The following is an 11409-nucleotide window of genomic DNA, read 5'->3' as shown; positions in this document are numbered from 1 at the left end:
TCAAAATCCTTCTGGCTTGGCAAGGTGCCAGTGCGTCGCCTGCTGGAAGCGATGTGCCACATTGAGCAATTTCGCCTCCTGCAGATAATTGCCGATCAGTTGCAGCCCGACCGGCATGTGGTTGGCGCCAAAGCCCACCGGCAAACTCATGCCCGGCAAACCTGCCAGCGAGCCCGGCAGGGTAAAGATGTCGGCCAGGTAATCGGCCAGCGGATCGTTGCCGTGCCCGCCCAGTTTCCACGCCACCGTGGGTGCCACCGGTCCGGCAATCACGTCACACTGCAGATAAGCCTGCTGAAAATCGTCAGCAATCATGCGACGGATCTTTTGCGCTTGCAGGTAGTAGGCATCGTAGTAGCCGTGGCTCAGCACATAGGTGCCAATCATGATGCGGCGCTTGACCTCATCACCAAAACCCTCGGCGCGGGTCTTCTTGTACATGTCGGTCAAGTCCGCGTACTGCGCGGCCCGGTGACCAAACTTGACGCCGTCAAAACGGCTCAGGTTGCTCGACGCCTCGGCCGGTGCAATGATGTAATAAACCGGAATGGACAACTCGGTGCGCGGCAGCGAAATCGGCACCAGCCTGGCCCCCAGTTTCTCCAGTTCCTTGAGTGCGCCGTCCACGGCGGCGCGCACGTCATCGGCCAGGCCTTCGCCAAAAAATTCAGCCGGCACGCCAATGCGCAAACCTTCGATGGATTCTGTGAGAGACCGTGTGAAATCTTCGGCCGGCAGGTCCAGCGAAGTGGAATCACGGTCCGGGTCCGGCCCACACATGGCCGACAGCAGCAAAGCGCAGTCTTGCGCCGTGCGCGCCATCGGCCCGGCCTGATCGAGGCTGGAGGCAAACGCCACCATGCCGTAGCGCGAGGCGCGACCGTACGTGGGCTTGATGCCGGTGACGCCGCAAAACGAGGCCGGTTGCCGAATCGAACCGCCGGTGTCAGTGCCGGTGGCGGCGGGCAGCAGCCGCGCGGCCACGGCTGCCGCGCTGCCGCCGGACGAGCCGCCGGGGGTGCGGGTCAGGTCCCACGGGTTCCTGACCGGGCCAAACGCCGAATTTTCATTCGCCGAGCCCATGGCGAATTCGTCGCAATTGAGCTTGCCCAAAGTCACCACGCCCTGCGCGGCCAGCTTGCTCACCACGGTGGCGTCAAACGGCGAGCGATAGCCGGCCAGCATCCTGGAGCCCGCGGTGGAGATGAAATCGCGCGTGACAAAAATATCCTTGTGTGCCATCGGAACGCCCAGCAGCGTTGGTGTGGCACCGCCGCTGTCCGCGGCCAATGCCAGGTCAGCGGCGCGCGCCTGGCGCAGCGTGACTTCTTCGTTGAAGTCCAGAAAAGCCCCGAGCGACGCGTTCGCCTGGGCGCGGGCCAAGAAATGCTGGGCCGTCTCCAGGGCCGAGACTTTGCGCGCGCGCAGCAGGCTGGCGAGCTGGGCCACGGTGAGGTCGTGCAGTGCAGTGGTGGTAGTCATCTTTTGTTGTTGTTGGTTGGTGGTGTTACTCGATCACCTTGGGCACCAGAAACAGGCCATGCTCAAGCGCAGGGGCGTTGCGCTGGTTGGCCTCGCGCTGGTTGGGCTCGCTGACCCGGTCTTCACGCAGGCGCAGGGTGATGTCCTGGACGGTGGCCACCGGGTGCGCCAGCGGCTCAATGCCCGTGGTATCGACCGCGCGCATTTTTTCGACCAGGGCAAAAAACCCGTTGATTTGTGTCAGCATGCGCTCACTCTCGGCCGCTTTGAGCTCCAGCCGTGCCAGGTTGGCAATTCGGGCGATGTCAGTAGAAGTCAGGGACATACAAGTATCTTCATTCGAAACCGGTTGTAAAACACCTTTAAAGAGGCGGGGCCGGACAGTTATTCACAGGGGATGAGGTATTATCCCGCCTTTGGCTGTGGGTCTGCGACCCGGCAGGTTTTTGCCAATAAAACCCGATTTTGAACCCGTTAACCAGGTGATGGCAGGCCGACGCGCCCACCATGCCCGAGAGGACTATATTAATGTTTGGAGCATTCCGTCAGTACTTCTCCACTGACCTGGCGATTGACCTCGGTACCGCCAACACCCTGATCTACGTCCGTGACAAGGGCATTGTGCTCGATGAACCCTCCGTGGTGGCGATCCGCCACGAAGGCGGCCCGCAGGGCAAAAAGACAATCCAGGCGGTCGGCAAGGAAGCCAAGGCCATGCTGGGCAAAGTGCCCGGCAACATCGAGGCTATTCGTCCGATGAAAGACGGCGTTATTGCCGACTTCACCGTCACCGAGCAGATGCTCAAGCAGTTCATCAAGATGGTGCACCCGCGCTCCATTTTTCGGCCCAGCCCGCGCATCATCATTTGCGTGCCGTGCGGCTCGACCCAGGTCGAGCGCCGCGCCATCCGTGAAAGTGCCCTGGGCGCCGGTGCCCGCGACGTCTACCTGATTGAAGAGCCGATGGCCGCCGCCATTGGCGCCGGTCTGCCGGTCAGTGAGGCCAGCGGCTCCATGGTGGTTGACATTGGTGGCGGCACCACCGAAGTCGGCGTCATCTCGCTCGGTGGCATGGTCTACAAGGGCAGCGTGCGTGTGGGCGGCGACCGCTTCGACGAAGCCATCATCAACTATATCCGGCGCAATTACGGCATGCTCATTGGCGAGCCCACGGCAGAGGCGATCAAGAAAAATATCGGTTCGGCGTTTCCGGGTAGCGAAGTGCGCGAGATGGAAGTGCGCGGGCGCAACCTGTCCGAAGGCGTGCCACGCAGTTTCACGATCTCCAGCAATGAAATCCTCGAAGCCCTGACCGACCCGATCAACAACATCGTGTCGGCGGTCAAGAACGCGCTGGAACAAACCCCGCCCGAGCTCGGTGCCGACATCGCCGACCGCGGCATGATGCTCACCGGCGGCGGTGCGCTGTTGCGTGACCTGGACCGTCTGCTGGCCGAAGAAACCGGTCTGCCGGTGTTGGTGGCCGAAGACCCCTTGACTTGCGTGGTGCGGGGTTGCGGCATGGCGCTGGAGCGGATGGACCGCCTGGGCTCCATTTTCACCAGCGAATAAGCAACAGGCGCGGCGATGCCACTTGGTACGCTGGACGGGACGCCGCCGCCTTTCTTTCGCCAGGGCCCGTCGGCCCTGTCCAAACTCACCTTCTTCAGTCTGCTGGCGCTGTTCCTGATGGTGGCCGATGCGCGCCTTGAGCTGGCGCGGCCGTTGCGGGTGGCGGTGGCGGCCGCGCTCTATCCGATGCAATGGCTGGCCCTGCGGCCCGTGGTCTGGGTCCAGGGTGGCGGCAAATATTTTGAGTCTCTCAAACGCTCCCAGAGCAGCGAAGAAGCCGCCCTGTACAAGCTCGGTTTGCAGTCCCAGCGTGCCAGTCAGGTCGAGCAACTGCTGTTGGAAAACACCCGCTTGCGCGCGCTGCTGACGTTGCGCGAGCGCGTGGCCACGCCATCACAGGCGGCACAAGTCCTGTATGACGCCGCCGACCCCTACACCCGCAAAGTCATCATTGACCGCGGCTTGCTCGACGGCGTCGCGGCCGGCTCGCCGGTGCTGGACGAAGCCGGCGTGTTGGGCCAGGTGACACGGGTCTATCCGGCGATCAGCGAAGTCACGCTGATCACCGACCGGGAGCAGGCCATTCCGGTGCTCAACACCCGCACCGGGGCGCGCGGCGTGGCCTTTGGCGACCCGGCCCTGCGCGCCAACGCGCTGGAGCTGCGTTTCATGGCGGCCAATACCGATGTGCAAGTCGGTGATTTGTTGACCACCAGCGGCGTGGACGGCGTCTACCCCCCGGGTTTGCCGGTCGCGAAGGTGGCGAAGGTCGATCGCCGTGCTGACTCGGCATTTGCGCGCATCAGCTGTGAGCCCCTGGCGCTGGTGTCAGGCGTGGTGCATGTGATGGTGCTGCAGCCCGTTGCCAGCCAGATCGCCTCGCGGCCGGTCGTGCCGGCAAGCGCCGGCCCGGTCAGGAAAGGATCGAAAAAATGATCATGCGCCCGGGCCATCAGTTGCTGTTGCCCGCCAACCCTTTCTTCATCTGGGGCAGCCTGGTAGCGGCCTTGCTCCTGAACATGTTGCAGAACATGGGGCTGTGGGGGCGAGCCGCCTGGATGCCCGACCTGCTGGCGCTGGTGCTGGTGTTCTGGAGCATCCACCAGCCGCAGCGCATCGGCATTGGCGCCGCTTTTGTGTTTGGCATTTTTGTTGACGTGCACCAGGGGGCGATGCTGGGCCAGCACGCCTTGAGCTACACGGTACTGAGCTTTCTGGCCATTGCCATCCACCGCCGCCTGCTGTGGTTTCCGGTGCCGTCGCAGGCGTTTCAGGTGTTGCCGCTGTTTGTGGCGGCGCATGCCATTGCGCTGAGTGTGCGCATGCTGGCGGGGGGCGGCTTTCCAGGCTTTTGGCTGTTGCTGGCGCCGCTCATCGAGTCGCTGCTGTGGCCGGTGGTCAGCGTGCTCTTGCTGATGCCGCAACGAAGAACCCCCGATCCCGATGCGCACCGGCCGTTGTAGCCTATGACCGAACTGCGCAACGTCGAGGCGGATCTGTCGCGCTTTCGGGCGCGGGTGCTGGTGGCCGGCATCGCGGTCGTGGTGTGCTTTTTGCTGGTGCTGTCGCGGCTGGTGTACCTGCAGGTGGTGCGCCACGACGACCTGCTGGAGCAGGCCGAAAGCAACCGCACCGCGATTGTGCCGGTGGTGCCGAACCGGGGCCTGATCCTCGACCGCAACGGCATTGTGCTGGCCAGCAACTACTCGGCCTACACGCTGGAAGTGACCCCCTCCAAAGTGACCGATCTGGAGCAGACGATCGACGCCCTGTCGCAGGTGGTCGAGATATCGCAGCGTGACCGGCGTCGTTTCAAGAAGCTGCGTGAAGAGTCCAAGAGTTTTGAGTCGCTGCCGCTGCGCACCCGCCTGAGTGATGAAGAGGTCGCCAAATTTGCGGGGCAGCACTATCGTTTTCCGGGTGTCGAGATCAAGGCCCGGCTGTTTCGCAGCTACCCCTATGGCGAGCTGGCCAGCCACGTCATCGGCTACATCGGGCGCATCAACCAGACCGAAAAGGAAAAGCTCGACGACTCCGACGATGCCGCCAACTACCGGGGTACCGATTACATCGGCAAGCTCGGTGTGGAGCAGAGCTTTGAGGCCCAGTTGCACGGCATCACCGGTGTCGACTCGATGGAGACCTCGGCCGGCGGGCGCGCCATGCGCCGACTCGCCAGCAACCCGGCCACCCCTGGCAACACCGTCAAGCTGGCGCTTGACATCAAGCTGCAACACATGGTGGAAGAGCTGTTTGGCGAACGCCGCGGCGCGCTGGTGGCGCTGGACCCCAAGACCGGTGAAATACTGGCCTTTGTCAGCAAGCCCACTTTTGACCCGAATCTGTTTGTCGAAGGCATTGACCAGGAAAGCTGGCAAGCGCTCAACGAGTCCATCGACAAGCCGTTGCTGAACCGCGCGTTGCGCGGCACCTACCCGCCCGGTTCCACCTACAAGCCCTTCATGGCGTTGGCAGCGCTGGAGACCGGCAAACGCACGCCCGAGCAGACCATCTTCGACCCCGGCTACTTCATGTTTGGCGGGCATCGCTTTCGCGACGACAAAGAGGGTGGCCACGGCAATGTCGACATGTACCACTCGATCGTGGCGTCGTGCGACACCTATTACTACATGCTGGCTAACGACCTGGGGGTGGACACCATCCACGACCAGTTGCAGCGCTTCGGTTTTGGTGAGTTGACCGGCATTGACATTTTCGGCGAGGTGCGCGGCCTGCTGCCATCCACGGCCTGGAAGCGCAAAGCCTACAAAAAGCCGGAACAGCAAAAGTGGTACGCCGGTGAAACCATCTCGCTGGGCATCGGCCAGGGCTACAACAACTTCACCATGCTGCAATTGGCCTCGGCGGTCGGCACGCTGGCCAACAATGGTGTCAAGATGAAGCCGCACCTGGTGAAAGAGGTGATGGACATCATCACGCACGCGCCGACCACCACCGAGCACGAATCGGTGGGTGAAGTGATCGCCAAAGCGGCCAACATTGCGGTCATCAAGCACGCCATGGTCGGGGTGAACCTGGAGGGCACCTCATCGGCCAGCTTCCGCGGCGCGCCCTACACCAGCGGCGGCAAGACCGGCACGGCGCAGGTGGTGCAGATCAAGGCCAACGAAAAGTACGTCGCCTCCAAGATGGAGGAGCGCTTTCGCGACCACGCCCTGTTCACCGCCTTCGCGCCGGCTGAAGACCCCAAAATTGCCCTGGCCATCATCGTGGAAAACGCCGGATTTGGCGCCAAATACTCGGCCCCGATTGCGCGCCGGGTGATTGATTACTGGCTGCTCAACCAGTACCCGAGCCTGGAAGACATTGAGGCGGTGAAAAAAGGCATGGCACCGGCACCGATTGGCAAACCGCGCACGGTGGCAGAGCTGCCCTGGCCGCCGGGTGCACCGGTGGCGCCTGTGGCACCGGCTAGCGCCGCCAGCGCGCCGGCAAAAACGGCGAGTGCGGCATCACCTGGCCGTTAAGAGACTTTCTTGCGCCTTGTTCTCAGCGCAAGAAGGCGTCATAGCCGGTTTTCAGGATCAGCGCGCTCACGACCACGATGAAGAATGCGCGCACAAAGCCGGTGCCGTGCTTGAGTGCCAGGCGCGTGCCGAGCAGGCTGCCCGCCACGTTGGCCAGCGCCATGGCGAGCACAAAGTGCCACCAGATATGGCCCTTGGCGACGAACAGAATCAGCGCCGCCGTGTTGGTGGCGGTGTTGATCAGCTTGGCGGCGGCCGAGGCGCTCAGAAAATCGTAGCCCATCACGCGCACAAACAAAAAGACCAGAAAACTGCCGGCGCCGGGGCCAAAAAACCCGTCGTAAAAACCGATCACGGCACCGATGGACGCCGCCAGACATGCCTCTTTGCCGCCCGAGAACAGCGGCGCATGGGTGCGCCCCAGCTCTTTTCTGAGCACCGTGTAGATCAGCACCGCCAGCAACACGCCGGGCAGCAGCCTGCGCAAAAAATCAGGCGATACCACGGTCACCAGCCAGGCGCCGGCGAAGGCCGCGATAAAACCGGCGGCGGCGGCGGGCAGCAGCGCGGCCCAGCGCATCTCGACCCGGCGGCTGAATTGCCAGGTGGCAAAGCCCGTGCCCCAGACCGACGCGCCTTTGCCGGTGCCAAACAGGGTGGCTGGATGGGTGTTGGGGAAGGTGACAAACAGGGCCGGCACCAGAATCAGGCCACCGCCGCCCACAATTGAATCCACAAAACCGGCCAGCAGCGAGGCGAGCGAGACAACGAACAATTCCATCGGCACATTGTCGCATCAGGTGCAGCTGTTGATTGCTACATTATTAATAGCTATATAGGCAATGAAAACGGGGGCTAGAGGCCAATTTTGTATAAAAAAAGCACCGGGATCACCGGTGCTTTTTCATTTTTATCAACCCTTTGCGGGTTTGTCTCCTGGGCCTTTCACGGACAGCGGGCATGGATGCCTGCTGGTGATTGACTCGACTGTAAGCGGGGGTTGTGATTGACGCATCAGGACTTACCCTGTTCGGATTTACCCTTCTCTCCGGCGGGTTGAATCCTCAATTATCCAGCGCGCCGCCTTTTCCGCAATCATCAAAGTGGGTGAGTTGGTGTTGCCGCTGGTGATGACCGGCATCACGCCAGCGTCGACCACGCGCAAGCCCGCCACCAGGCCGCCATTCCCGCCACGCACCCGCAAGTGTGAATCCAGCACCGCCAGCGGGTCGTCGGCCGCCCCCATTTTGGTGGTGCCGACCGGGTGAAAAATGGTGGTGGCAATATCGCCGGCCAGGCGCGCCAGTTCCTCGTCGGTCTGAAACTGAACGCCCGGCTTGAACTCTTGCGGCTGGTACTTGGCCAGCGCCGGCTGCGCCACGATGGCGCGCGTCAGGCGAAGTGAATCCGCCGCCACCTGGCGGTCGGCCTCGGTGCTCAGGTAGTGCGGCGCAATCGCCGGCGCCGCATCAAAGCGGGGGCTCTGGATCTGCACCGTGCCGCGGCTGCTGGGCTGCAGGTTGCACACGCTGGCGGTGAAGGCGTTGAAGTGGTGCAGCGGCTCGCCAAAAGCGTCCAGGCTGAGCGGCTGCACGTGGTACTCGATGTTGGGGTAGGGCTGGCTGGCATCGCTGCGGGTAAAGGCGCCCAACTGGCTCGGCGCCATGCTCATCGGGCCACTGCGCTTGAGCGCGTACTCCAGGCCGATCATGGCCTTGCCCCACAGCGAGTTGGCCTGTGTGTTGAGGGTTTTGACGCCCGTCACCTTGAACACGGTGCGAATCTGCAAGTGATCCTGCAAGTTCGCGCCCACTCCCGGCGCGTCCACCTGCACCGCAATGCCATGCCGCTGCAAGAGCGCGGCCGGGCCAATGCCCGAGAGCTGCAAAATCTGCGGCGAGCCGATGCTGCCGGCACTCAGGATGACCTCGCCGGTCGCCGTGGCGTTGACCATCTCGCCGCCCATCCACACCTGCACACCGCTGCAGCGCAGGCTGCCATCAAGCTGGGTTTGCAGTTGCAGCTTGACCACTTGCGCCGAGGTCCAGAGTTCAAAATTGGGCCGATTCATGCAGGTGGGACGCAAAAAAGCCTTCGCCGTGCTCCAGCGCCAGCCCTTTTTCTGATTAACCTCAAAGTAACCGACACCCTCGTTGGACCCGGCGTTGAAGTCCTCGGTCGGCGCGATGCCGGCCTGCTGCGCGGCCTGGGCAAAGGCGTCCAGGATGTCCCAGCGCAGGCGTTGTTTTTCGACCCGCCACTCGCCGTTTGCGCCATGGAAGTTCTTGAAATCCTCAAGCTTTTTAGCGCTCTGGCCCCCGTCCACAGGACTTGAGTAGCTATCCAATTTGTAGTGACTCTCGTGCGCCATGAAGTCGCTCAAGCTGTTTTGCCAGGACCAGGCCGGGTCACCCGTGAGGCTCGCCCACTGGTCATAGTTGTGCGCCTGGCCGCGCATGTAAATCATGCCGTTGATGCTGCTGCAGCCGCCCAGCGTCTTGCCGCGCGGGTAGCGCAAGGCGCGGCCATTGAGACCCGTCTCGGGCTCGGTCTGAAACAGCCAGTCGGTGCGCGGGTTGCCAATGCAATGCAGGTAGCCCACCGGGATATGAATCCAGGGGTAGTCGTCCTTGCCGCCGGCCTCGATCAGCAGCACGCGCTTGGCCGGGTCCTTGGAAAGCCGGTTGGCCAGCAGGCAGCCTGCGGTGCCGGCGCCGACGATGATGTAGTCAAAAGTGGTGTTCATGCGGGCCCCAGGTTAAGGTAAAAAGCGCGATCTGGCCCCGGCGCGCGGGCTGGCGCGGTGGGCATGAGGCTATTTTGCAGCAAGCGCGGCGCCCATCCCGTCGCGCAGCGTCAGCGCTTGGCGTTACGATCCCTGCATGGCTCCCGTTTATCACTGTCTTTCTGAGTCGCCATGACGCCAGAGGCCCCCCGTATCGAGCGCATCGGCGCGCCCGCTGGCACTGGCTGGCGGCTGTCGGGGGATTGGTCGGCCGCGCGCCTGGCCGAACCGGCCAACTGGGCCAGCTTGCAGTCCGGCCTGGCCTTGGGTGCGGCGGGCGCGGCGCTTGAGGTCAGCTGGGATCTGCGCGACCTGCAGCGGCTGGATCACACCGGTGCCCAGGTGTTGTGGAACGCCTGGGGCCGCCAATGGCCCCGTCAACTTTTGATCGAGCCCGCGCAGCGCGCCATGTTGAGCCGCGTCGAACAGTACGCGTTGCCGCCGCCGGTGGCGCGGCGCACCAGCGCCTGGCAACTGTTTCTGGCGCTCGGCGCCCTGGTCTGGCTGCTGATTGACCATCTCAGGGATGCAACCCGGCTGCTGGGCCAGCTGCTGCTTGACACCCTGCGACTGCTGCGTGCGCCCGCCAAGGGGCCCTGGCGCGATGTGTCGGGCCACCTGTTCAGCATCGGCGCCACCGCGCTGCCCATTACCGCGCTGCTGGGTTTTTTGATTGGTGTGGTGCTGGCGTATTTGATGTCGCTGCAGCTGCGCCAGTTTGGCGCCGACAGCTTCATTGTCAATATTTTGGGCTTGTCGGTGATCCGCGAGCTCGGGCCGGTGCTGGCGGCCATTTTGATTGCCGGGCGCTCGGGCTCGACCATCACGGCGCAAATTGGCGTGATGCGGGTCACCGAAGAGTTGGATGCCATGCGCGTGATGGGCATTGCCAAAGGCTACCGGCTGGTGTTGCCGCGCGCCATCGCCATGGCGCTGGCGATGCCGCTGCTCACGGTCTGGACCTCGCTGGCGGCCCTGCTCGGCGGCATGCTGGCCGCCGACCTGACCATGGGCGTGACGCCTGCGTATTTTTTTGCCGCCTTGCCGCGCGCGGTCGAAGTCTCCAACCTGACACTGGCGATGGGTAAATCGGTCGTGTTTGGCCTGCTCATCGCCCTGATCGGCTGCCACTACGGCTTGCGCGTCAAGCCCAACACCGAGAGCCTGGGCCAGGGCACCACCGCCTCGGTGGTGACCTCGATTGCCATGGTGATTCTGGTCGACGCGGTGTTTGCGCTGGTGTTCAAGGACATCGGCATATGAGCGCCAGCGGGCCAGTTGCCGCAGCCGCCCCGGCCGTGGTCGAGATCGACCAACTTTGGTCGGTGTTCCATACCGCCGGTCGCGACGCCGTGGTGCACCAGGACCTGAACCTGCGCATCGTCGCCGGTGAGTTCATGAGCATTGTCGGCGGCTCCGGCAGCGGCAAGACCGTGCTGCTGCGCCAGATACTGGGGCTGGAGCGGCCCGCCCGTGGCAGCGTCACGGTGCTGGATCAACCGGCGGCGCAACTCGGCTCCGAGGGCGCGGCCAGCCGCGTCGGCATGTTGTTCCAGCATGGCGCCTTGTTTTCGGCCTTCACGGTGCTGGAGAACATCGGTTTCGCGCTGCGCGAACTCGGCACCTTCCCGGCGGCGCTGATTCGCGACGTCGCGATGGTCAAGCTGCAGATGGTTGGTCTGGAGCCGGCGCAGGCGCACAAGATGCCAGCGGACCTGTCGGGCGGCATGGTCAAGCGGGTGGCGCTGGCGCGCGCGCTGGTGATGGACCCGCCGCTGTTGCTGCTCGACGAGCCCACCTCCGGTCTGGACCCCGACAGTGCCGACGGCTTTGTCGCGCTGCTGCGCTCGCTGCACCGTGAGCTCGGGCTGACGGTGGTGATGGTGACGCACGACCTGGACACCCTGTTCGAGCTCAGCACCCGCATTGCCGTGGTGGCTGAAAAACGCATCATTGCCTGCGGCACGCCGACGGAGGTGATGGCGCATGATCATCCGTTTATTCACGACTTCTTTCTGGGCGCGCGCGGCCAGCGGGCTGCGGCCGTGTTGCGTCAAGCCCCGGTTACCGAGTAAAACACCG

Annotated in this window: 10 protein-coding genes; 6 read left to right on the top strand and 4 right to left on the bottom strand. The window is 63.5% G+C overall.

From position 1 onward, the window contains the following. Both gatA and gatC read right to left on the bottom strand, forming a co-directional pair. A complete protein-coding gene (gene gatA / locus RFER_RS19910; protein WP_011466186.1) occupies nt 1-1482 on the bottom strand; it encodes an Asp-tRNA(Asn)/Glu-tRNA(Gln) amidotransferase subunit GatA in 1482 nt (493 codons plus the stop codon). A 25-nt stretch (nt 1483-1507) separates the two neighbouring features. Beyond that, nucleotides 1508-1807 carry an Asp-tRNA(Asn)/Glu-tRNA(Gln) amidotransferase subunit GatC gene (gatC, locus tag RFER_RS19905; protein ID WP_011466185.1) on the bottom strand — a complete coding sequence of 100 codons (300 nt, stop codon included), beginning with the start codon at nt 1805-1807 and terminating at the stop codon, nt 1508-1510. A 203-nt stretch (nt 1808-2010) separates the two neighbouring features. On the opposite strand from gatC, the gene RFER_RS19900 reads away from it, so the two are divergent. From RFER_RS19900 to mrdA, 4 genes are read left to right on the top strand one after another with little or no spacing between them, the layout of a single operon-like run. Continuing rightward, nucleotides 2011-3054 carry a rod shape-determining protein gene (locus RFER_RS19900; protein WP_011466184.1) on the top strand — a complete coding sequence of 348 codons (1044 nt, stop codon included), beginning with the start codon at nt 2011-2013 and terminating at the stop codon, nt 3052-3054. 15 nt (nt 3055-3069) lie between these two features. Further along, the gene (gene mreC, locus RFER_RS19895) at nt 3070-3990 is read left to right on the top strand and encodes a rod shape-determining protein MreC (protein WP_011466183.1); all 921 of its coding nucleotides are present in this window, start codon (nt 3070-3072) and stop codon (nt 3988-3990) included. Further along, nucleotides 3987-4517: a rod shape-determining protein MreD gene (mreD, locus tag RFER_RS19890; protein ID WP_011466182.1), complete on the top strand. Its 531-nt coding sequence runs from the start codon at nt 3987-3989 to the stop codon at nt 4515-4517. The genes mreC and mreD overlap by 4 nt, the downstream gene beginning before the upstream one ends. Nucleotides 4518-4520: 3 nt before the next feature. Then, complete coding sequence (mrdA, locus tag RFER_RS19885; RefSeq protein ID WP_011466181.1) at nt 4521-6542, top strand: penicillin-binding protein 2; 2022 nt, start codon at nt 4521-4523, stop codon at nt 6540-6542. 22 nt (nt 6543-6564) lie between these two features. Here mrdA and RFER_RS19880 read toward each other — a convergent pair whose 3' ends face one another. Together RFER_RS19880 and RFER_RS19875 are read right to left on the bottom strand one after the other, a co-directional pair. Beyond that, nucleotides 6565-7323 carry a TSUP family transporter gene (locus RFER_RS19880; RefSeq protein WP_011466180.1) on the bottom strand — a complete coding sequence of 253 codons (759 nt, stop codon included), beginning with the start codon at nt 7321-7323 and terminating at the stop codon, nt 6565-6567. Between the two features lie 255 nt (nt 7324-7578). Continuing rightward, complete coding sequence (locus RFER_RS19875; protein WP_011466179.1) at nt 7579-9288, bottom strand: GMC family oxidoreductase; 1710 nt, start codon at nt 9286-9288, stop codon at nt 7579-7581. Between the two features lie 171 nt (nt 9289-9459). Here RFER_RS19875 and RFER_RS19870 point away from each other — a divergent pair, with 171 nt between their 5' ends. Together RFER_RS19870 and RFER_RS19865 are read left to right on the top strand one after the other, a co-directional pair. Next, nucleotides 9460-10590 carry an MlaE family ABC transporter permease gene (locus RFER_RS19870; RefSeq protein ID WP_011466178.1) on the top strand — a complete coding sequence of 377 codons (1131 nt, stop codon included), beginning with the start codon at nt 9460-9462 and terminating at the stop codon, nt 10588-10590. Beyond that, entirely contained in the window at nt 10587-11402 is an 816-nt protein-coding gene (locus tag RFER_RS19865) for an ABC transporter ATP-binding protein (RefSeq protein WP_011466177.1), read from the top strand. The genes RFER_RS19870 and RFER_RS19865 overlap by 4 nt, the downstream gene beginning before the upstream one ends. Nucleotides 11403-11409: the final 7 nt, after the last annotated feature.

This window comes from Rhodoferax ferrireducens T118, assembly GCF_000013605.1.
GTDB classification, from domain to species: Bacteria; Pseudomonadota; Gammaproteobacteria; order Burkholderiales; family Burkholderiaceae_C; genus Rhodoferax; species Rhodoferax ferrireducens.
Note: the sequence above shows the minus strand (reverse complement) of the source record. Positions and strands in the feature narration are given on the sequence as shown.

Excerpts from the sequence above, each read along its gene's own strand:
- gatA (WP_011466186.1), bottom strand. The coding sequence starts at position 1,482 with ATGACTACCACCACTGCACTGCACGACCTCACCGTGGCCCAGCTCGCC.
- gatC (WP_011466185.1), bottom strand. The coding sequence starts at position 1,807 with ATGTCCCTGACTTCTACTGACATCGCCCGAATTGCCAACCTGGCACGG.
- RFER_RS19900 (WP_011466184.1), top strand. The coding sequence starts at position 2,011 with ATGTTTGGAGCATTCCGTCAGTACTTCTCCACTGACCTGGCGATTGAC.
- mreC (WP_011466183.1), top strand. The coding sequence starts at position 3,070 with ATGCCACTTGGTACGCTGGACGGGACGCCGCCGCCTTTCTTTCGCCAG.
- mreD (WP_011466182.1), top strand. The coding sequence starts at position 3,987 with ATGATCATGCGCCCGGGCCATCAGTTGCTGTTGCCCGCCAACCCTTTC.
- mrdA (WP_011466181.1), top strand. The coding sequence starts at position 4,521 with ATGACCGAACTGCGCAACGTCGAGGCGGATCTGTCGCGCTTTCGGGCG.
- RFER_RS19880 (WP_011466180.1), bottom strand. The coding sequence starts at position 7,323 with ATGGAATTGTTCGTTGTCTCGCTCGCCTCGCTGCTGGCCGGTTTTGTG.
- RFER_RS19875 (WP_011466179.1), bottom strand. The coding sequence starts at position 9,288 with ATGAACACCACTTTTGACTACATCATCGTCGGCGCCGGCACCGCAGGC.
- RFER_RS19870 (WP_011466178.1), top strand. The coding sequence starts at position 9,460 with ATGACGCCAGAGGCCCCCCGTATCGAGCGCATCGGCGCGCCCGCTGGC.
- RFER_RS19865 (WP_011466177.1), top strand. The coding sequence starts at position 10,587 with ATGAGCGCCAGCGGGCCAGTTGCCGCAGCCGCCCCGGCCGTGGTCGAG.